Genomic DNA, 21,821 nt, shown 5'->3' on the forward strand with positions numbered 1-21,821 from the left:
TAGATTTTAGGCGCTTAAAATATAAAAACTGGCATTGTTTTTTATTGGTATTTTATATTTTAGGCGCCAATTATTATGAAGTATAGTTTTTTCCTCTTTTTACTCCTCTTTACTGGTTTTTATGCTGCGGCACAGAACGTGGTTTCGGGTACAGTTATGAATGCTGCCGATGATAAACCAATAGAACGGGTTCATATTGTAAATCTTAATCAGGTTAAAGGTGCTGTGAGCGACGAAGACGGTAAGTTTGAGCTGCCCGCCAGGGTAAACGATACCTTATATTTTACCTACCTCGGATTTAAATCCATAAAAGTTCGCGTTACCAACGACTGGATGAAATACGGAAATGTTAAGGTGAAAATGACTGAACTGGGCATTGCACTGGAAGAGGTTGTAGTAAGTTCGGTTACATTAACCGGCTACCTTGAAATAGACGCCAAGAACATCCCTATTTACGAGAACCAGCGCTATAGCATCTCGGGCTTAAATACCGCTTACGAAGCCGGCACTAATTCTCCCAGCGCAGTATCAAAAGTTTTAGGCTCCCTGTTTAACCCTGCAGACCTTGTCAATAATATCTTCGGAAAAAGACCACAACAAATGCGTAAGCTTAGGCAAATGAAAGAAGATGACGAGATAAGGAATTTACTGCGGAATAAATTTGACCGTGAAACCCTTATGGCTTTACTACAAATCAATAAGGTTGAAATCGATGAGATCTTAGGCCGCTGTAATTATTCAAAAGATTTTATGCGTACAGCCAACGATCTACAGATTTTAGATGCAATAAGCGGATGTTACGAAGAATTTAAAGTGCTTCAACGCAATTAATCCCTACTCTCTAAAATAGTTTTTAGATTAATCAATCCTTTTTCCAGGTCATTCCCCAGCAATTTATCTACGCTGTAAAAAATTGAAATGATACTAAGGGGAAAAGGTAAAAGCCCGCGAACACCCCATACTATTTTCGATTTTTTATGTTCCAATTCTTTAAGGCCAATATAGGTTAAGGAATTTAGCTTTATGGGTCTTACAAAAAGCAGACGCGTCTCCATGATAGCCATAGGTTTTAGTTTGACAATCTTCTGAGTTCCTTCCCCAATCTTTTTATTTCCTTTCCAATAAAATCCAGCTCCTTCTTTACCATCTTCCCCTTTAAATTTCAGGACTGCATCCGGATCTCTTTTAAACCAAGGCACCCAATGAGGTTGTTTTTTTAATTGACTAACATAATTAAAAATCTCTTCTTTAGAAGAATTGATGACCATAGTACGACTTAGGTCATACGACTTTTTTGCATAAGCATGCAAAAAAGCGAAAAAGGTGATAATCGCTATAATTAGGTAAAAAAAGAGGGTCATACGTAGGGGCTTGAAGTGCTAAAAATAGCAAATTTATTGGGATGCTTTATAGTCTTCCACAAGTTGTTCTGAATTTTTTATACACTTTTTAGTCCAGTTGAATTCAATTTCGAGTTTTTCTTCAGGAGTAAGTTGCCATGGCAACTCACTACGACGAAGTCTACTGGTTAAGGATTGTAAAATTATCGAAGCGGAAACCGATATATTCAGGCTTTCTGTAAAGCCTTGCATGGGGATTTTTAATCGAACATCGGCTTCTTTAAGAACTTCTTCCGAAAGCCCGTCTTTTTCCGTTCCGAAGAAAACAGCTGAAGGCTTTGAAATTTCAAATTCCTCAAGATCCCACGCTTCACCATGCGGGGTGGTTGCTACAATTTGATAACCTTTCTGCCTTAAGGTGGCAATACATTCCTTCGTAGAATTATACCGGTTTACATCTATCCACTTTTGCGCTCCCATGGCTATTTCTTTATCGATTCTCCTGGGTTGATGTTCCTCGATCACATGTATATTCTGAATTCCAAAGACATCACAACTACGTATTACCGCACTGGTATTGTGTAACTGATGAACATCCTGGGTAACTACCGTAAAAAAATTGGTACGCTTTGAAAGAACCTCCTCGAAAAGATTGTTACGACGGGGTGTTAAGAATTTTTTGAGATGCTCCAATAAATGCTGTTTTTCCATTCCCCAAAATTAAAAATTGAAGCCGAATTATAAGACCTTCTTAAGATTTTCTGTACTTATTTCAATATTAGCCTTCCGGGTTTTCAGAAGTGCTTATTTTTATAGTCATAAATAAAAGGTTATGAAAAAAATTGTTGTCTTAACCGGGGCCGGGGTAAGTGCAGAAAGCGGAATAAGCACATTCAGAGATGCCGATGGGCTTTGGGAAAACCACGACATTATGGAAATCGCTTCGCCTACCGGCTGGGAAAGAAATCAGAAACTGGTTTTGGAGTTTTATAATAAACGTCGCCGCCAGTTACTTGAAGTAGAACCCAATCCTGCACATCTTGCCCTGGCTAAACTGGAAAAATATTATGATGTTGAGATTATAACCCAAAATATAGATGATTTGCATGAACGTGCAGGTAGCACAAAAGTCACACATTTGCACGGCGAACTTTTAAAAGCAAGGAGCACTTTTAATGAAGATCTGGTTATGGATTGGAAAAAAGATATTAAAATCGGTGATTTTTGCGAGCATAACTATCAACTACGACCGCATGTTGTCTGGTTTGGGGAAGCCGTGCCAATGTTTGAAAAGGCCGCCGAAATTACGGCTAAGGCAGATATCCTTATCATAATAGGCACCTCGATGCAGGTATATCCTGCCGCGGGTTTAATGGAATTTGCACCTCGGGATATTCCTGTGTATTTCATAGATCCGAAGCCTAATGTAGCGCCGGGAAAACAATTGGAAATTATATCGGAAAGAGCTTCTAAAGGAGTTCCTCAATTGGTAGATAAGCTTATAAAATCTTCAGCATAAAGCTTTAAAAAGAATTAAGCCTGTAGTTTTAAAGATGGTTTGTAAGCAGTATATTTGGGGCTTTATAATTCAAACACCCACAACACAATGACCCCGCTAACCGCCATCTCGCCAATCGACGGCAGATACCATGCTAAAACCAAAAGTCTTTCGGCTTATTTTAGCGAAGAAGCCTTAATTAGATACCGCGTAAAGGTTGAAGTAGAATATTTTATAGCACTTTGCGAGCTTCCCTTACCTCAACTCAGTTCTTTTCCGAAGGAAAAATATTCGCATTTACGGGAGATTTATGGCAATTTTACTACCATAGATGCTCAGGCGGTTAAGGAAATAGAAAAAACCACCAACCACGATGTAAAAGCCGTAGAGTATTTTCTGAAAGAGAAATTTGATAAACTGGAGCTTCAGGAATTCAAGGAGTTCATTCATTTCGGCTTAACATCCCAGGACATTAATAATACTGCTGTTCCTTTAAGCCTCAGAAAGGCTATAGAAGATGAATACCTACCTGTTTTAGATGAAATTCGTGTTAAATTGCGGGAGCTTTCTCAGGAATGGTCTAATGTACCACTACTGGCCAGAACTCATGGCCAACCCGCTTCTCCAACCCGGCTTGGGAAAGAGATAGACGTATTCTCTGTGCGGTTGGAGGAACAACTTATCCAATTACATTACATTCCTCACGCCGCTAAGTTTGGAGGCGCTACCGGTAATTACAATGCGCATAAGATTGCTTATCCTAATATAGATTGGAAAGAGTTTGGAACCAATTTCGTTGAGGAAACCCTGGGTCTTCACCATTCTTTCCCAACAACCCAAATAGAGCATTACGACCATATGGCTGCCCTATTTGATGCTTTAAAACGCATCAATAATATTCTTATAGATCTGGATCGGGATATCTGGACCTATGTTTCTATGGATTATTTCAAACAAAAGATCACAAAAGGAGAAATAGGATCTTCTGCTATGCCCCATAAAGTAAATCCTATAGATTTTGAGAACAGCGAAGGAAATCTGGGGATCGCGAATGCAGTTTTTGAACACCTTTCAGCAAAACTACCGATAAGCCGTTTACAACGTGATCTTACCGACAGTACGGTGTTGCGTAATATCGGGGTTCCAATAGGCCACACGCTAATCGGTTTTAAATCTACTTTAAAGGGGTTAGGAAAATTATTGCTGAATAAGGAAAAACTCAATGCCGATCTTGAGGCAAATTGGGCCGTTGTAGCTGAAGCTATTCAAACCATCTTAAGAAGAGAAGGTTATAAAAATCCTTATGAAGCACTAAAAGGTCTTACCCGTACTAATGAGAAGATAAATAAAGAAAGTATTTCAAAATTTATAGATAGTCTGGAAGTTTCCGATGATATAAAAGACGAACTTAAAGCAATAACTCCTCAGAATTACACCGGGATTTAAATAAAAAATCCCGCCGGTAATAACAAAGCCAGGCGGGGTATCTTTTTATAATTTAAATGCACTAGTACTCTTCCTTGATTTCTACCTCAACCTCACCTTTAAAAATTTGAGCTATATTTCTAATTCCATCCAGATTAAGATCACCTTTTTCCATAGATCTCAGGAGGTTTAACATTCCTTGTGGTTGCATATCTTCTCCCAGTATTCTCGCAAGGCCTACCCCCCGACTGTCATCAAAACCAAATAAAATAAATTCGTCTACGGCATCCTCATCACCGGTGAAATAGATTTCGGCTTTGCGAAACCCGGAGCCATATCTCATAAGAAGTTGATATTTATCATTCTTAAGAATTTCCTGTAGTTGGACTTTTTCTTCCTGGTACACCTCTTCATTATCCCTTAAAGGATAAGCCAGCACATTTACCTTGCGTATACTTTCCAAAGTCTGCTTTTGATCTTTATCCAGGTCCTGGTTATTAGCCAAAAGACTGGCAGGAATATCCAGAGCAACAAAATTACTATTTTCAAGATTTTCAACATAGTATTCCTGGATGGAAGGCTCATTACCGCAAGAAGACGTCATAATCATCAGTATCACTAAAAACCCAAAAGTTCCGGAGTTTTTCATACTATGATTTTTTATCCAGATTGTTTAATTCATCTGCACCGGGCACTTTTAAATCCCGGGTTAATCTTGAAAGTTGAGAGAGATCGATATCGCCGGTAATACTAAGAATAACAGAGATTGGTTCCCCATCCTCTTGTCCTTCCAGGAACATAAAGAGTTCGCTTACCACATTTTCGTTTTTCCCCGGCTTTGAATAAAATTTAATATTCTTCCCGTCTTCGTTTACCCGCATTAGCTGTTCCAGGCTACCGTTTTTAAGATAAGTATCCACATCCCGGGCCATTTCAGAACGAACCTGGCTATTGGATGAAGTAAACATTTTTATCTCATCCAGATTTTCAATCAATCTAATATATTGTTGTGCTTCTTCATCTCCCTCACTAAAATCAACTTTAGCCAGCATTTTAAACATTTTACTGGTCATTATCATCGCATCAACTTCCTTCATATTTTCATATTTTTCGAAGGCCTGTGCATTGGTTATCATTGGCAGTAAACCAATAATAAAAAGTATCGCTATTTTCTTCATCTTTTTACTTTTCGTGTTTAATTATTTTTTCCCTGGTATTATTAAATTCTTTGAGATAAATCAGGTTCTTTTTTCTTTCATTCATCAATTCTGAAACCATTTGAAGGGTTTCCCTGGTTTTTTGAAGAGCTAATTCTTCACCCTGTATGGTTCCTAAATCATTATTTTCAGTACTGCCTAAATTTCTCTGCTGAAGGAAAAAAACTCCTATTGCAAGAATTATTATCGCCATAACTCCACCCCAAACATAAAACTTTTTAACTGAAGCATTTTTATAGCCTGGCTTTTGATTTTTTACTGTGGTTTGAAACTGGTCCTGGTAATGCATTAAATGTGGTGGCACCTCATTATGAGAAAAATAATTCCTTAAGTCTTTTTCTTCAGTAGACGAAATTCTACCCTCATCAAACTTTTTAAGTAATCCTTCAAGTTTATTTGATTCCATAATTGTTTGTATTAGTCCGTTTTGTAAATGATTTCTTACGCAATTAATAATATTGGTATAAAGCTTGTATATTCTTACATACCCATAAATTAAATAGAAATTCAGGAATTGTAAATTTACAATTCAAGATTTTTTTAATACTAAATCTATTATATTTAAATGACTCAAAAATTGTCATAATTAATTTTGAATTTACGATTTTGTGGGTAATTTTAGCCTTTTGACAAAAACTTAACATATATGAAAATTTACCGATTATTAGTTCTTTTCCTTTTTTCCTCCAGTCTTCTAATATCCTGTTCAAAGGACGACGATGATGTAATTGATGATGAAGTAGGAAAAACCGGTCCGGATAGAAACCTGGAGGTCGAAGACTTTATTTATAAAGGTATGAACAATATTTACCTCTATAAAACTTACGTACCTAAACTCGCCGATAGCTACTTTTCAACTCAGGCCGATTTAAATGATTTCCTTGATGATTTTGATTCACCTGAAGATCTTTTTTATGATGGTTTAGTTTATGAATATCGTGTAAAGGACAAGTTTAGCTTCATGACAGATGATTATATCGCGCTTGAAGAAAGGTTTGCAGGTACAAGTACAACAACCGGAATGAATTATGGGTTCTCATATCACCCCAACGATAATACTAAAGTATTGCTGTACGTGCGTTATGTACAACCAAATACTTCTGCCGCCGATGCCGGTATTGAAAGAGGAATGATCTTCGATAAAGTTGATGGCCAGGTTATGACCCCTTCCAATTATGGTTCTCTGGTTAGTCCGGAAAATTTCACCCTTCATGAGGCTGAATTTAATGAGGATAATGACGTAATAGCCCTTGACCAAACTTATGATCTTTCTAAAGCTCAATATACTGCCAACCCAGTATTTATTGCTAAAACGCTTGATGTTGATGGTAAAAAGGTGGGGTACCTGATGTATAACAGTTTTACCGCCGATTTTGACCCCGAGCTTAATGCTGCTTTTGCAAACTTTCAAGCTGAAGGTATTGATGAACTTGTGCTGGATATCCGCTATAATGGAGGAGGAAGAGTTGAAACGGCAGTAGATCTTTCCAGCATGATAACAGGGCAGTTTGAAGGAGAAATTTTTAATCAACAGCAGTGGAATCCATCTTACCAGCAATATTTTAAAGATAATAATCCAGATAGACTGGTCGACAGGTTTAATAATAAAATAGGTAATGGAGATCTGATAAACAGCCTTAATTTGGAGAAGGTCTATATTATTGCGGGAAGATCAAGTGCTTCTGCAAGTGAACTTGTAATAAACGGCTTAGATGCCTGGATTAATGTGGTGCACGTAGGTCAAAATACCGTAGGGAAGTTCCAGGCCTCAGTAACACTGTATGATTCAGACAACTTTGGTAAACAAAATGCCAATCCGGATCATAAATATGCAATTCAACCGTTAGTTTATAAATCGGCTAATGCCCTTGGTAATTCCGATTATGTAGATGGTTTAGTTCCGGATATTGCGGTTGATGAATATATAAATGAATACAAGCCTCTTGGTGATCCATCTGAACCATTATTGAAGGCAGCCTTAGAAGATATTCAGGGAATAAGAAAAGCATCTTATCTTTCTAAATCACCCGACCTTGAAGTACTTGATGAAGCCGGATCTGATGCTCCTGACTTTCAGAAAATGTTTACCGATGAAATTCCACCAGTTCTTTTCGAAAGAAATGATTATTAATATATCCTGATCTAAAAATAAAAGCCCCGAAGATTAATTTCTCCGGGGCTTTGCTTTTTTATTCTGTTAGGTAAATTCCATTGGGATTAATACCGGTTGAAAATTCATTCATTTTATTTCCTGCCTGGTCCAGGATTATAAGTTTTCCATCTCCGGTAAAATCGTAATTGGCAAAAGCAATATAAATTTCATCTTTTGCTACTTCAAAACCATACAATACCCCTTCATTATTAAATTGCATTAAAGCAGAGTCTGGTAATGCTTCGTCCCCCTGTCCTAATACATATACAGCGTCTTCCAAGGTGTAATAAAGCTTTTGTTCATCAAGGTTAAGGTTTGTAGGGTGCTCCTGATCATTAAACTTAATTTCCTGAACTATCTCCTGAGTAGTCAGGTCTATTTTTGTGATCTTTCCTGGAGTTTCTGTTTCAGCATAAGCAGGCAAACCTGAAGATAAAACCCACAAACTATTACCATTACTCACCATAGAGTTCGGCACATCTCCAACTTCAATTATCTCCTCAACTACATAAATGTTGGGATCCACCACAGAGATCTTATTGTTAAATCCAAAACCACCTTTATGGGCAACATATACTTTGTTATTCACAGTCATAATCCTTTCGGGCCCCTCCTCAACAGGGATAATCTCCTCTAATTGCAGATTTTCCAGATCATATACCGCAACAAAATCATCATCGGGATCCATTCCGTCTCCCCAGTTGGTTACAAAAGCTTTCTCATTTGAAAAATCAATAAACCTGGGGTTATCCAATCCGTTTTCAATGGTCACAAGGTTTTCAAAGGTATGGCGGTCAACTACCTCAATTTTTCCTGAAACATTCAAAACAATAAAAGCATAATCTCCATAAAATCCTATACTTTGTCCCGTATCTCCGGGCGACTCCCCATCATTTTCTTCAGCATAAATGTTGTTTTTGATCTCCTGAAGATCAGGATCAAGAAAAGAAACTGAACTATTTCCGGAACCGAAGTTCCCCTCGTTAAGTATAAATATCCCTTCGGAATAATTACCTAATTCCTCCTGCGGAATTTCATTAATCTCGTTATCGCTCTCACATGAGGCGAATAAAACAGCGCTAAACACTGTGGCCATAAAAAATCTGAACTTCATAATTTATAATTTAAAGGTGATTGAACTATTAAAATATCTTCCCGGCATAGGTCGCCCGGGCATACTCATATACTTTTCATCAAAGATATTTCTAACCTGAAATCCGATCTTCATAAAATCATTTCGACCAAAATTTCTGGCTATGCCCAGATTGGAAATTTGGTAATCCTCCAGGCTGTAATTATTATCTGAAGAAGTAAATATGCTCCCATTATATAAAAATTGATAAAAGATGGAATATCGCTTATAATTGTAGCCCAGAGAGGCTGTCGCCTTATGCTCGGGCACGTAGATTAGCTGTTTTTTGGTCGCCTGATTTTGGCTATGGGTCCAGGCGTAAGTGGCATTCAAATCAAAAATATGACTACCTATTGAATTGCTCCAGTCTAACCCGGCCTCCAAACCATAATTCCTGACTTCATCTGTGTTTTCAGGTCGCCATAATCCGCTGCTTGTGGGCACCCAACGCAAGAGATTTCTCGAATCTATAAGGTAACCGGCAAAATCAAACTTGAATTTTCTCAAACTGAATGTATGACCTAACTCCAACTGATGGGAAGTCTCCGGTTGTAAGTCTAAGTTTCCACCGGCATACCAGTAAAGATCGTTAAATGTGGGAATCCTGAAATTCTTTGAAGCTCCAAGCCTTAGTTCGTAATTTTCTGAAAATTTGTAAAGCCCATTTGCAGCAAACAACAATGGAGATTCATAATTGCTTGTCGCCTCTTTCCTGGCGCTTAACTGGTAACTGAAATCGCCCAGGCTATGTTTCAGCAATAGCGCAAAACTCCCAATATCACGACGATTGCTGCCGGTATTGGTCCCCTCTCCTCTTATTTGTTGGTATTCCAGGATGCCGGTCACTTTAAGATTCCGGGTAAACAGATAAGTAAGGTCCGTTTTCGCGATTCCGGTTTTGGCCCGACCGAAATTATGTTCCCCGGTTTGTCTATTTTCATAATACCGAAATGTTTCATCTAAATAAGCTAATTTGAACGAAGAGCTTAAGTCGCCGTAAAAGCCATTCCACTCCAGAAGATTGCGACTATTCACATCTTCAAACTTGCTTTTAGATGGGGCTGTAACAGTACCCGAAAAACCTCTTTCCCCCTGGTAGAAGTTGCTGTGAAACTTTAGAAGATGATCTTTATTCAAGCGATGAGCTACGGATAATCCCAGGGAAGTATTGCCAAAATCTCCGTTTTCATTGAATTGGTTTTCCCTTGGATATTCAAAATCATTTTCAGAAGTATGATGGGTTAGATTTAACTGAAAACTGGTTTTTTCAGAAGAAATAGCCGTTTTGAAAACGCCTGAAAAAGTTTCAAAACTTCCGTAGTCCAGTTTTAACTGGTTATGGAATTTCTCATCGAATTTAAAGCGATTATTTAAATGAACGCTACCTCCAATGGCCCCGCTTCCATAGAGAACACTGCCTCCGCCCGGCCGAATGGAAATATCATTAACTATCCCGGTGGGAATGGTATTAAAATCGGTTTGGCCTGTGAACTGAGAATTGATATTGATCCCGTTCCAGATCACCGCGGTTTGCTGTGCCGAAGTCCCCCGGAATGAGGCTGAAGAAACTCCACCTAAACCGTTTTCCCTGAAAAAGATAGTACTATTAAATTTCAATACTGAAGTAAGGGAAGGCTCATTTTCTCTTAAAATAGAATCATTCAGCAACATTACCCGACGTTCGCCCGAATCTCTTTTAAGAGATATATCGCTTAAGACCACTTCCTCCAACCTGGTCACAGATTCGTTTTGTGATAATGCGGGAAGGGCTAGAAGCAATCCCAGAAATAAAAGGTAATAACGATTTAGTTTCATTATACACCGACTTTTATCCCGAAAGTCTAAGAGTTAAATTAGTAATGCTTCTGGCAGGTCTCCTGGCTCGCGTCCTTGTTGTTTACCTTCCCATCGCGCTAGGCGACAGTGGTGTGAAGTGTGACAACAGGCATTCCGGTTACGGAACTTAGCTTACAGTTGCGGGAACAGCTCAGGAATTTTTGAAGATTCAAATCACCTGATTCCCTTTTAATCGACGACGGTACATTCCGGCGTCAAACCAAAATTTCAATGCCAAAAATAAACATTTATGTTTGCGAAGCACTAAAATTTTTAAATAATCTTACTTTTGAAGTCAAATCTGTAATCTTGAAATATCTCATTTCCCTTTTTTCATTACTATTGCTCTTTTCCTGTAAAAGCGAGGAAAAGAATGCTTCTACAATCCGAATTTCCGAAAGTAATCCGGTAGAAATAAAATATGCCAAAGGCTTCAGTATTGAAGAATTTAATGGTTATAGCATTGTGAAAGTGAATAATCCCTGGCCCGGTTCAGACCTTGACCTCACCTATCTTTTAGTTGAAGAAAACGCTAAAATTCCTGAGGATTTACGGTATGATCAGAAAGTTCAGATTCCCGTTGAGGAAGTGGTGGTCACTTCCACGACCCACATTCCGGCTCTGGAAGCCCTAAAGGTTGAAAGCAAATTGACAGGATTTCCCGGTCTCGATTATATTTCTTCGGAAAAGACCAGAGAGTTAATTAATTCGGGGAAAATAAAAGAACTCGGAAAAAATGAAAATATCAATACCGAAGTACTCATCGATCTTCAGCCCGATGTTGTAATCGGTTTCGCTATAGACGGAAACAACAAAACCTTTGAGAATATACAGAAGACAGGAATTCCCGTGGTTTTCAATGCCGATTGGGTGGAAGAAAACCCTCTTGGTAAAGCCGAATGGATTAAATTTATGGCAGCATTTTTCGGTAAAACAGCCCAGGCATCAACTATTTTTGATCAAATTGAAAATGATTATCTGGAAGCAAAAGAATTGGCTGAAACTGCAGAAAATCAACCTGATATTATTAGCGGATCGATGTACAAAGACCAGTGGTATATGCCCTATGGCAATTCCTGGCAGGCCCGGTTTTTCGAGGAAGCAAATGCTAATTACCTGTATAAAGAAACCGAAGGAAGTGGCAGCCTGTCGCTTTCTTTTGAAAATGTCCTTGAAAAGGCGCAAAACGCCGATTTTTGGATAAGCTCCGGTGAGGTGAACTCCTACTCGCAACTTTTAAATGAATCGCGGCACTATTCGCAGTTTAAAGCGGTGCGGGAAAAGAAGGTTTTTAGTGTTAGCCTGGAAAAAGGAGAAACAGGCGGGGTTTTATATTTCGAATTAGGTCCACAACGACCAGACTTGATTCTAAAAGATCTGATTTCTATTTTCCACCCAGATCTACTACCGGATTATGAACAAGTGTTTTTCAAAGCCCTAAAGGATTGATCCTAAGACGAAAATACATATTGACCTTTTCTTTACTGACATTGGCTTTAATTGGCCTGTTATTTCTGAATATAGGTCTTGGATCGGTGAAAATTCCCTTAAAAGATATTATCGCTTCACTTTTCAACCTTGAAGTATCCAGGGAATCCTGGAGGTACATAGTTTTGGAATACCGACTACCCAAAGCGATAACAGCTATACTTACCGGTTCCGGACTTGCCGTGAGCGGACTTTTAATGCAAACTCTCTTTAGAAACCCATTGGCCGGACCTTATGTGCTAGGTTTGAGCAGTGGTGCCAGCCTTGGAGTCGCAATTGTTTTTATGGGTGCAGGATTATTTGGCGGAGCCTTCTCGGCTTTTCTACTTTCCAAATGGAGCATCGTTATCGCCTCCAGCCTGGGAAGCTTACTTGTATTATTAGCTGTAATGCTGGCCTCTCTGCGCTTACGAGACACGATGGCAATCCTCATCATAGGTTTGATGTTTGCCAGCTTAACTGCAGCTGTAGTAAGTGTACTTGCGTATTTTAGTCCGGCTTCACAGCTTCAGCAGTATGTATTTTGGTCATTTGGAAGTTTGGGTAATCTTTCATGGGAGGAAGTTTCAGTGTTAGGTTTGTTTTGGACTATCGGAATATTTCTTTCCGTAGCAGGCATCAAAAACCTAAACAGTCTGTTACTGGGTGAACAATATGCAAAAAGCCTTGGGGTAAGTATTCAGAGAAACCGGTTGCTGGTAATTCTAGCCACCAGCATTCTGGCTGGTAGTATCACGGCATTCGCTGGTCCCATAGCCTTTGTAGGGCTTGCGGTCCCACATCTAATCCGGCAGGTAATTCCGGTGAATAATCACAGTATTCTTATTCCGGCAGTAATTCTCGGTGGAGCTATTTTAATGCTTGTTTGCGACATCGCGGCCCAAATGCCGGGCAGTGAATTCACACTTCCCATCAATGCGATTACCTCTCTTATCGGAGCGCCGGTGGTGATTTGGTTATTGGTGAGAAAACGCCGATTTTTATTCTGAAATGACTGAAAATAAACCACATAGCATCCTTAAAACTGAAGACCTGAATATTGGTTATCGCGGTAGGAATTCAGACACTATAATTGCCGAGAAAGTCAACATCGATATATTTCCCGGTCAACTTGTGGCGGTAATAGGAATTAATGGTATTGGAAAGTCAACCCTTTTACGAAGCCTTAGTGGTGTGCAGGAAAGCCTTTCGGGAAAGATATTTATTGCCGAAAAGAATTTAAAAAATCTCCCTCCATTAGAGCAGGCCGCGCTTATAAGCCTTGTACTCACCGGGCAGCCGGTATCTAAAAACCTGAGCGTTTTTGAATTAGTAGCGCTTGGGAGGCAGCCCTATACCAACTGGATAGGACGGCTCACTACAAACGACCTGAGACACATAAAAAAATCACTTCGCCTGGTCGATATTGAGAATCTGGAGAATAAAAAATGCTATGAACTGAGTGATGGGCAAATGCAAAAAGTTCTTATCGCCCGTGCCCTGGCCCAGGATACACCTTTGGTGATTCTTGATGAACCCACCACGCATTTAGATTTGTATCATAAGGCCTATATTCTTCAGCTTCTGAAAAAGCTCACCAGAAAAACAAATAAAGCAATTGTTTTCGCATCTCACGAAATAAACCTTGCCCTGCAGCTTTGCGATAAAATTCTGTTGATGCAGAAAAATGAAATTGTAATGGGAAGCCCAAAGGAACTTGTAAAATCGGGAGAGCTGTCCAGAATATTTCCTTCAGATCTTATTTTCTTTGATGAAAGCAGTTCCTCTTTCAAAATAAAATCCTGAAATAATTTCCCGTCTTAGTATTCCTTGTCCTTTTTGAGTGATATTTTTTTCAAATAAGTATCTTTGGAAAAAGCATCCTCCTCAATGGCCGATTCCTTATTACTCATTCTCCTTCCTGTCATCGCAATCGTTCTGGGATTTATCCTGGGCAAACTTTTTTCCGGACTGAAATACAAGGGAAATATCAGTAAAATTGAAGAAAGGAATAATCAACTATCACTTCAAATTGATGATCTTAAAAACCAATTAACCAGTATCATAAAAGATCATAAAGAGGAAATATTTGAAATAAAACAATCCGGAGCCCTTCAGTTGGAGAAGACAGAGAAAGAGCGGGAAGAAATACGCCGGGAAAAGGATTTTTTAAGCACGGAATTAACCCGGAGAAATTCAGAATTCGAAAATCTTCAGTTAAAGAATACAGAGCAAAAAGCCGAAGTAGAAAAACTTCAGGAGAAATTTACCAAGGAATTTGAGAATCTGGCCAATAAGATCCTGGATCAAAAATCAGAAAAATTCACTTCGCTCAACAAAGAGAATATTCAGAATATATTAAAACCGCTTCAGGAAAAAATCAAAACTTTTGAAGAAAAAGTAGATAAAAACAGCACCGATTTTATTGAACGTCACGCCCAGCTTGGAAAGCAGCTTCAATTTCTAAACGAGCAAAATCTCAAGATTAGCGAAGAAGCCACCAATCTTACTAAAGCCCTGAAAGGCGACACCAAAATGCAGGGAAACTGGGGGGAAATGGTGCTGGAACGGGTATTGGAACGCAGTGGTCTGCAAAAGGACAGCGAATATTTTGTTCAGCAGAATTTCCATACAGAAAACGGCAAACGCGCTATGCCAGATGTGGTGATCCATTTACCGGGAGAGAAGAAAATGATCATCGATTCCAAGGTTTCCCTCAATGCTTATGAACGCTACATCAACGAAGACGAAGAGAAACAGCGTCCCGGCCATCTAAAAAATCACTTGATTTCGGTTAAGAAACGGGTTGAGGAATTAAGCGCGAAGAATTACCATAACCTTTACCAGATGGAAAGCCCTGATTTTGTATTGCTTTTCATCCCCATAGAGGCTGCTTTCGCCATTGCCTCCAACCAAAACCCAAATCTGTATTCTGAAGCTTTTGAAAAAAACATCATTATTGTTACCCCTACTACCCTACTCGCGGTTTTAAAAACCATAGACAGTATGTGGCAAAATGAAAAACAGAAACAAAATGCAATCGAAATTGCTACACGAGCGGGAGCGCTCTATGACAGTTTTGTAAACCTCACCAATGAACTGGAAAAAGTGGGAAAACAGCTGGGAACGGTCCAGAATACTTATGAAGGAGCAATGAAGAAACTCACCGGCAAGGGGAACCTTATTGGCAAAGTAGAATACCTCAGGGAACTCGGTGCCAAAACTAACAAACAGCTGGATGGAAAACTTCTCGAACAAGCTAAAAACGAAGAAGAAGAAAAAGACCAAAATGATCGTCTAAATTTGAACTAATATGAACTGGAAACCATCTATTTTTACCTTTATTTTTTCCCTGCTCCTGTTTCAGCAGGCATTTACCCAAACCACCTATTTTCCTGAAGAAAGAGAATGGCAGGAGAAACAGGCCTCGGCATACAATTTAGATCTAACTGAGGTTGTAAAATTTGCCAAAAACAATGAATATACTGGACCAAAAGATCTTCGACAGGCAATTTTAAAAGGATTCGAACACGAACCCTATCACGAGATCCTTGGACCAACAAAACGCCGGGGTGGTCCGACAGGGATGATTATTAAAAATGGCTATTTAATCGCCAAATGGGGAGATACCAAAAGGGTAGATATGACCTTTAGCGTCACTAAAAGCTTCCTGTCTACCACTGCACTTATCGCTTTAGAAGAAAACCTTATAGAATCTGTTAACCAACCTGTTAAAGAACTGGTTTGGGATGATACTTTTGAAGGAAAGCACAATTCTAAGATCACCTGGAAACATCTTCTTCAGCAAAACTCAGACTGGAGTGGCAGCTTATGGGATACTTATGATTGGGCAGACAGACCCTCCAGGGATGGCAGCATAGACGATTGGAGAGCCCGGAAATTAAATGAACCAGGGACGCATTTTAAGTACAACGATGTTCGGGTTAACGTCCTGGCTTATTCCCTGCTTCAGGTTTTCCGGGAGCCACTACCTAAGATTTTAAAGGAGGAAATTATGGATCCTATTGGCGCTTCCCCGACCTGGAGATGGTTTGGATATGATAATTCCTGGGTCGATATTGATGGCCTTAAAATGCAATCGGTTAGCGGCGGAGGACATTCCGGTGGAGGATTGTTTATCAATACTGAAGATATGGCAAGATTCGGTTATCTGTTTTTGAATGATGGAAAATGGAGAGACCAACAATTACTCCAGGCAGAACTTATAAATGAAGCGATGACAGCTTCAGAAGCCAACAAAAATTACGGGTATATGTGGTGGCTTAATCGTGCTGAAGAACCTCAGTGGAAAAATATTAACCGGGATATCTTTTATGCAGCCGGTTTCGGTGGAAATTTCATAATTGTAGATAAAACCAATGATATGGTGATCGTAACCCGATGGTTAGAGCCATCTAAGCTTGAAGAATTTATGCAGATAGTGAATAAAAGCCTCAATGATGCAAAATAAATATAAAACCGTAGAAGAATCCCAGGTACGTATTTCTGAATTAATGTTGCCCTCCCACTCCAATTTTAACGGAAAAATTCATGGAGGCTACATTTTATCTTTATTGGACCAGATCGCCTTTGCCTGCGCTTCAAAACACTCAGGGGTATATTGTGTTACAGCAAGCGTAGACACGGTAGATTTCTTAAAACCAATCGAAATTGGGGAGTTGGTTACGATGAAGGCTTCGGTTAATTATGTAGGTAGGAGTTCTATGGTGATCGGGATTCGGGTGGAAGCAGAAAATATCCAGACCGGGGCGGTAAAACATTGTAATTCTTCACACATTACTATGGTTGCCAAAGATGAAAAAGGAAAAGCTGTCCAGGTTCCGGGTTTAATTCTTAAAACCGATAATGATATCAGGAGGTTTGCCCAGAGCATTAAAAGAAAAGAGATCAAGATTAAAGACAATGAGGAATTTCAGGCTACCGATTTTAATTCTGAAGAATACCTGCATATCGTGGAGAAATACAAAGTAAAAATCGAAAGGTGATTTTGAAGTTCAACGGATTCATAGCAGCTTTATTCGCTGCCATAATTATCGCCTATTTTCTTCCACAAGGCATTGAGATCTTTCCTTTAAAGACCATCACCGATATCGGGATTGGTCTTATTTTCTTTTTCTACGGGCTCAAGCTTTCTCCAGCCGAATTCAAGATGGGTTTTCTAAACTATAAAGTTCATATTGTAATTCAATTAACCACTTTTGTCGTTTTTCCGCTGCTGGCTATCATTTTATTGCCTTTTTTTGAAGCCGGTACAGGCTCCGATCTTTGGATCGCTCTTTTTTTCCTGGGCACATTGCCCTCTACTGTATCATCTTCCATCGTTATGGTTTCCCTGGCTAAGGGAAATCTGCCCACTGCAATTTTTAACGCAAGTCTTTCAGGCTTAATTGGAATAATCGCTACTCCGCTATGGCTGAGTTTCTTTATGAAAAAATCCGGGGAATTTGATTTTGGATCTATTATTCTGAAGCTTTTTCTTCAAATCATTTTACCGCTGATCATTGGTTTGATACTGCAACGTTTCTGGGGGGAATTTGCCAGAAAGAATAGTAAACAGCTGAGCCTGTTAGATAAAACAACCATTATTTTAATCGTTTATTCCAGTTTCAGCGCATCCTTTTTATCAAATTTATTCGAGAGAATAAGCATTCTTGAAATGACAAAACTGGGGGCTATGGTTGTCGTGTTATTTTTTGCGGTCTATTACGGCCTCGGCTTTTTGAGCAATAAACTTGGATTCAATACCCCCGACAAGATCACGGCTCAATTCTGCGGAACAAAGAAATCTCTTGTTCACGGGTCGGTTATGGTGAAAGTGATCTTTGGAAGTTCGGCCAGTACAGGTTTACTTTTATTGCCAATTATGCTTTATCACTCTTTACAATTACTTCTGGTTGCCTGGTATGCAGAAAGATATCGGAAACAGAGAATTATAGAGATTGAAACTGAAAAGTTATAAGTAGACTGCTATTTCAGCAATATTAATGGTGAAAAGAATCCATCCCAGAATCAAGAATAATCCTCCAAGGGGTGTAACAGGACCTAGAAAACGAGGTTTTCTTGCAAATGCCGAACCCAGGGTAAGTCCATAAATACTAAAGGAGAAGAAAAAGGTTCCGAGGATAAAGAACCAGGCTGTAAGTTGCTGAGAGATCCCAATAAACGGAAAACTTATTCCGGAAATAATCAAAATTAAGGCGTGAAACATCTGGTACTTCACTCCTGTTTCAAAACTTTTGAATTGATCTTCATTAAATCTTTTCTTTAAGGCATGAGCGCCAAATGCACCGAAAACAACGGCTAAAGCGCCATAAATTCCGCCAATTACAAGAACCAGTTCTTTCATATTTTAAATTCAAAAACCTCAGGGTAGGTCCAGGAGGTATGAGTTGGAAAAAAATTAAAAGTTCGAGGAAAGCCCCTGGATATTAAACCCTCAATGAGGGATTAAAAAACCCATTGTGAAATTCAGCATTCACAATGGGTCAAATTTATAAAAACTCCTGATCTTATTTACTCAGGTACATTTTTCTTCTTGAATAAAGATCGTAAAAAGCATCATCTTTTAAACTATCGATAAACAGAATACTCTCTCCGGTACTTTTCATTTCCGGCCCCAGTTGCTTGTTCACATTATGGAACTTGTTAAAGGAGAATACCGGTTGTTTTATGGCATAACCATCAAGCTTAGGATTGAAATCGAAGTCTTTTACCTTCTTCTCTCCCAACATCACCTTAGTCGCATAATTCACATAAGGTTCTCCATAAGCTTTCGCGATAAAAGGCACCGTTCTCGAAGCCCTTGGATTTGCTTCAATGATATAAACCATATCATCCTTTATCGCAAACTGGATATTGATCAACCCAACCGTATTTAGAGCCAGTGCAATTTTTTTGGTGTGATCCTTTATTTGTTGCATCACCAGGTCACCCAGGTTAAATGGTGGAAGTACCGCATTAGAATCTCCCGAATGAATCCCGCAAGGCTCAATATGTTCCATTATCCCAATAATGTGAACATCTTCCCCATCACAAATAGCATCGGCTTCGGCTTCAATAGCGCCATCCAGGTAGTGATCCAGCAGTAATTTATTGTTAGGTATTTTTCTAAGAAGGTCTACCACGTGAGCTTCCAGATCGTCTTTATTGATAACGATCTTCATCCCTTGTCCTCCAAGAACGTAAGACGGTCTCACCAGGATAGGGAAATCGAGTTCATCGGCAAGTGCAAGCGCTTCATCTGCAGTTTCAGCTACACCAAAATCGGGGAATGGAATATCATTATCCTTCAGTAGTTTTGAAAAGCTTCCGCGGTCTTCAGCAAGATCCAGCGCTTCAAAGCTGGTTCCCATTATCTTTATTCCGTAACGAGCCAACTTTTCGGCTAGTTTAAGAGCGGTTTGCCCGCCCAACTGCACGATTACACCTTCAGGTTTCTCGTGCTGAATTATATCATAGATATGCTCCCAGAAAACCGGTTCAAAATAAAGTTTATCCGCAATATCGAAATCGGTGGAAACAGTTTCGGGATTACAGTTGATCATTATGGTTTCGTAACCACACTCAGAAGCAGCAAGCACTCCGTGCACACAGGAATAATCAAATTCTATTCCCTGCCCAATCCTGTTTGGACCTGAACCAAGAACTACAATCTTCTTTTTATCGGTTACTTTACTCTCGTTGGATACGTACCTTTTCCCATCGGGGGTTTCAATATCGGCTTCAAAAGTTGAATAATAGTAAGGAGTTTCAGCTTTAAACTCGGCGGCACAAGTATCAACCAGTTTAAACACACGGTTCACACCAAGTTCCTCTCGTTTCTTATAGACTTCACTTTCCCAGCAATCAAGCATATGCGCTATCTGGCGATCCGCAAAACCTTTTTGTTTTGCTTCCAGGAGAAGATCCTTCGGAAGAGAGTTTATATCATATTCTGAAATCTTTACTTCCAGACCATAAAGTTCTTCATATTGTCTCAGGTACCACATATCAATCTTGGTGATCTCGTGAATGCGGCTTAGCGGAATTCCCAGCTGGATGGCATCGTAGATCACGAAAACCCTGTCCCAGCTTGGGTTGGTAAGTTTATCAATGATTAAATCGTAATCTTTGTAACCCTTCCCATCGGCACCTAAACCATTTCTTTTGATCTCGAGGGATTGTGTAGCCTTGTGTAGAGCTTCCTGAAAAGAACGACCTATCCCCATCACTTCTCCAACAGACTTCATCTGAAGGCCGAGAGTCCTGTCTGAGCCTTCGAATTTATCAAAGTTCCAGCGTGGTATTTTTACAATCACATAATCCAGGGTAGGCTCGAACAGCGCTGAAGTAGATTTGGTAATCTGGTTATCCAGTTCATCAAGCGTATAACCTAGAGCAAGTTTTGTAGCGACCTTGGCAATTGGATATCCCGTTGCTTTAGAAGCAAGGGCCGAAGATCTGGAAACCCTTGGGTTAATCTCAATGGCATAAACTTCTTCTTTTTCATCGGGGCTCACGGCAAATTGCACGTTACAACCTCCGGAGAAGTCTCCAATACTGCGCATCATCTTGATGGCCAGGTCACGCATTTTTTGGAAGGCGGTATCACTAAGAGTCATCGCAGGAGCTACGGTAATAGAATCTCCGGTATGGATTCCCATAGGATCCATATTTTCAATAGAACAGATAATTACTACGTTATCGTTCTTATCTCTTAAGAGTTCCAGCTCGTATTCTTTCCAGCCTAAAAGCGCTTTATCGATAAGCACTTCGTGAATTGGTGAGGCTTCAAGACCACGGGATAGTAATTCATCAAAATCTTCTGCTCTATGCACGAAGGCAGCACCACTTCCTCCTAAGGTAAAGGAAGCACGGATTACCAGCGGAAATCCGAATTCCTGAGCTACTTCTTTTCCCTGCAGAAAAGAGGTTACAGTTTTAGCAGGAGCAACCGGCACATTAATCCTTCCCATTAACTGCTTGAACTTCTCGCGGTCTTCAGTGATATTAATCGCATCGATATCAACCCCGATAAGCTTTACTTCAAAATCCTCCCAGATTCCTTTTTCATCGGCTTCAATACAAAGGTTAAGGGCGGTTTGTCCTCCCATAGTAGGAAGAACGGCATCAATATTGGGATGCTTTTTAAGGATCTCAATTATTGATTTAGTAGTAAGTGGTTTCAGATAAACGTGATCTGCCATAGAGGGATCAGTCATTATCGTGGCCGGGTTAGAATTGATTAGAATAGTTTCAATTCCGTCTTCCCTAAGGGAACGCAATGATTGAGTTCCGGCATAATCGAATTCACAGGCCTGTCCAATTACGATAGGACCTGAACCTATGATCAAAATACTTTTTAGATTCTCGTTTTTGGGCATTTTATATAGTTGTGTTGATGATAAAAATAACGAAGTGACAGGATATAAAAAAAGGCGTTACTAAAAAAGTAACACCTTTATTTTTAAAAAACCAAATTTTCATTAGTGTTTATGTCTGTTTTCAGAAGATACAGATAATTTCTTTCTTCCTTTAGCCCTTCTTCTGGCCAGGACTTTTCTACCGTTAGCACTTGCCATACGCTCTCTAAAGCCGTGCTTGTTTTTTCTTTTTCTCTTAGATGGTTGAAAGGTTCTTTTCATTTTAAATATCTTTAAATCTTCTGATAATTCGTTTTCTTAGTCTCTTAAAAACTGCGTGCAAATATACAAAGCTTTTTAACTCCTCCAAACACTAATTTGAAATAATTTCT

The 21,821-nt window shown here is 39.4% G+C and carries 21 protein-coding genes and 1 riboswitch; of the genes, 11 read left to right on the forward strand and 10 right to left on the reverse strand.

What is annotated here, in order from left to right:
• Positions 1-75 precede the first annotated feature (75 nt).
• Positions 76-831, forward strand: coding sequence for a carboxypeptidase-like regulatory domain-containing protein (locus BM266_RS04055; protein ID WP_093406194.1), 756 nt, complete (start codon positions 76-78; stop codon positions 829-831).
• Here BM266_RS04055 and BM266_RS04060 read toward each other — a convergent pair.
• Positions 828-1,361, reverse strand: a complete 534-nt coding sequence (locus BM266_RS04060; protein WP_093406197.1) for an SRPBCC family protein — start codon at positions 1,359-1,361, stop codon at positions 828-830. The genes BM266_RS04055 and BM266_RS04060 overlap by 4 nt on opposite strands.
• A gap of 33 nt (positions 1,362-1,394) precedes the next feature.
• Complete coding sequence (locus BM266_RS04065; protein WP_093406199.1) at positions 1,395-2,051, reverse strand: TrmH family RNA methyltransferase; 657 nt, start codon at positions 2,049-2,051, stop codon at positions 1,395-1,397.
• Between the two features lie 121 nt (positions 2,052-2,172).
• On the opposite strand from BM266_RS04065, the gene BM266_RS04070 reads away from it, so the two are divergent.
• Both BM266_RS04070 and purB read left to right on the forward strand, forming a co-directional pair.
• The gene (locus BM266_RS04070) at positions 2,173-2,859 is read left to right on the forward strand and encodes an SIR2 family NAD-dependent protein deacylase (RefSeq protein WP_093406202.1); all 687 of its coding nucleotides are present in this window, start codon (positions 2,173-2,175) and stop codon (positions 2,857-2,859) included.
• A gap of 87 nt (positions 2,860-2,946) precedes the next feature.
• Positions 2,947-4,284 (forward strand): adenylosuccinate lyase, encoded by a 1,338-nt coding sequence (gene purB, locus BM266_RS04075; RefSeq protein WP_093406204.1) that lies wholly within the window; start codon positions 2,947-2,949, stop codon positions 4,282-4,284.
• A gap of 61 nt (positions 4,285-4,345) precedes the next feature.
• Here the strand turns inward: purB and BM266_RS04080 are convergent, their stop codons facing one another.
• Genes BM266_RS04080 through BM266_RS04090 form a run of 3 tightly spaced genes read right to left on the reverse strand, consistent with a single transcriptional unit; the run spans position 4,346 to position 5,886 of the window.
• Complete coding sequence (locus tag BM266_RS04080) at positions 4,346-4,912, reverse strand: DUF4252 domain-containing protein (RefSeq protein ID WP_093406207.1); 567 nt, start codon at positions 4,910-4,912, stop codon at positions 4,346-4,348.
• A 1-nt stretch (position 4,913) separates the two neighbouring features.
• Positions 4,914-5,441, reverse strand: coding sequence for a DUF4252 domain-containing protein (locus BM266_RS04085; RefSeq protein ID WP_093406209.1), 528 nt, complete (start codon positions 5,439-5,441; stop codon positions 4,914-4,916).
• 4 nt (positions 5,442-5,445) lie between these two features.
• Entirely contained in the window at positions 5,446-5,886 is a 441-nt protein-coding gene (locus BM266_RS04090; RefSeq protein ID WP_093406211.1) for a hypothetical protein, read from the reverse strand.
• A 240-nt stretch (positions 5,887-6,126) separates the two neighbouring features.
• On the opposite strand from BM266_RS04090, the gene BM266_RS04100 reads away from it, so the two are divergent.
• On the forward strand, positions 6,127-7,611 hold the full coding sequence (locus tag BM266_RS04100; RefSeq protein ID WP_093406217.1) for a S41 family peptidase: 1,485 nt from the start codon (positions 6,127-6,129) through the stop codon (positions 7,609-7,611).
• 58 nt (positions 7,612-7,669) lie between these two features.
• Here BM266_RS04100 and BM266_RS04105 read toward each other — a convergent pair whose 3' ends face one another.
• Positions 7,670-8,746, reverse strand: a complete 1,077-nt coding sequence (locus BM266_RS04105; RefSeq protein WP_093406220.1) for a YncE family protein — start codon at positions 8,744-8,746, stop codon at positions 7,670-7,672.
• 3 nt (positions 8,747-8,749) lie between these two features.
• Positions 8,750-10,579 (reverse strand): TonB-dependent receptor plug domain-containing protein, encoded by a 1,830-nt coding sequence (locus BM266_RS04110; protein ID WP_093406222.1) that lies wholly within the window; start codon positions 10,577-10,579, stop codon positions 8,750-8,752.
• A 35-nt stretch (positions 10,580-10,614) separates the two neighbouring features.
• A riboswitch (cobalamin riboswitch) is annotated at positions 10,615-10,840 on the reverse strand.
• Between BM266_RS04110 and BM266_RS04115 the strand changes: the two genes are divergently transcribed.
• The 7 genes from BM266_RS04115 (at position 10,832) to BM266_RS04145 (ending at position 18,047) form a co-directional block, all read left to right on the forward strand.
• Entirely contained in the window at positions 10,832-12,049 is a 1,218-nt protein-coding gene (locus tag BM266_RS04115) for an ABC transporter substrate-binding protein (RefSeq protein ID WP_317040945.1), read from the forward strand. (Overlaps the previous riboswitch by 9 nt.)
• On the forward strand, positions 12,046-13,077 hold the full coding sequence (locus tag BM266_RS04120; protein ID WP_093406226.1) for an iron ABC transporter permease: 1,032 nt from the start codon (positions 12,046-12,048) through the stop codon (positions 13,075-13,077). Before BM266_RS04115 ends, BM266_RS04120 begins: the two co-directional genes overlap by 4 nt.
• Before the next feature lies 1 nt (position 13,078).
• The gene (locus BM266_RS04125) at positions 13,079-13,873 is read left to right on the forward strand and encodes an ABC transporter ATP-binding protein (protein WP_093406229.1); all 795 of its coding nucleotides are present in this window, start codon (positions 13,079-13,081) and stop codon (positions 13,871-13,873) included.
• Positions 13,874-13,957: 84 nt separating this feature from the next.
• The gene (locus tag BM266_RS04130) at positions 13,958-15,379 is read left to right on the forward strand and encodes a DNA recombination protein RmuC (RefSeq protein ID WP_093406231.1); all 1,422 of its coding nucleotides are present in this window, start codon (positions 13,958-13,960) and stop codon (positions 15,377-15,379) included.
• A gap of 1 nt (position 15,380) precedes the next feature.
• Complete coding sequence (locus tag BM266_RS04135; RefSeq protein ID WP_093406234.1) at positions 15,381-16,538, forward strand: serine hydrolase domain-containing protein; 1,158 nt, start codon at positions 15,381-15,383, stop codon at positions 16,536-16,538.
• Positions 16,528-17,073, forward strand: coding sequence for an acyl-CoA thioesterase (locus BM266_RS04140; RefSeq protein ID WP_093406426.1), 546 nt, complete (start codon positions 16,528-16,530; stop codon positions 17,071-17,073). The genes BM266_RS04135 and BM266_RS04140 overlap by 11 nt, the downstream gene beginning before the upstream one ends.
• A complete protein-coding gene (locus BM266_RS04145; protein WP_317040946.1) occupies positions 17,070-18,047 on the forward strand; it encodes a bile acid:sodium symporter family protein in 978 nt (325 codons plus the stop codon). Before BM266_RS04140 ends, BM266_RS04145 begins: the two co-directional genes overlap by 4 nt.
• On the opposite strand, the gene BM266_RS04150 is transcribed toward BM266_RS04145, so the two are convergent.
• The 3 genes from BM266_RS04150 to rpmH all read right to left on the reverse strand — a co-directional run bounded on the left by BM266_RS04150 (position 18,042) and on the right by rpmH (position 21,711).
• Positions 18,042-18,434 (reverse strand): DUF423 domain-containing protein, encoded by a 393-nt coding sequence (locus tag BM266_RS04150; protein ID WP_093406236.1) that lies wholly within the window; start codon positions 18,432-18,434, stop codon positions 18,042-18,044. The two genes, BM266_RS04145 and BM266_RS04150, sit on opposite strands and share 6 nt — an antisense overlap.
• Positions 18,435-18,597: 163 nt before the next feature.
• Positions 18,598-21,450 carry a carbamoyl-phosphate synthase large subunit gene (gene carB / locus BM266_RS04155; RefSeq protein ID WP_093406239.1) on the reverse strand — a complete coding sequence of 951 codons (2,853 nt, stop codon included), beginning with the start codon at positions 21,448-21,450 and terminating at the stop codon, positions 18,598-18,600.
• A gap of 102 nt (positions 21,451-21,552) precedes the next feature.
• Positions 21,553-21,711, reverse strand: coding sequence for a 50S ribosomal protein L34 (gene rpmH / locus BM266_RS04160; protein ID WP_011708966.1), 159 nt, complete (start codon positions 21,709-21,711; stop codon positions 21,553-21,555).
• Between the last annotated feature and the right edge of the window lie 110 nt (positions 21,712-21,821).

Origin of the sequence: Salegentibacter flavus, assembly GCF_900115145.1 — a bacterium.
GTDB lineage: Bacteria > Bacteroidota > Bacteroidia > Flavobacteriales > Flavobacteriaceae > Salegentibacter > Salegentibacter flavus.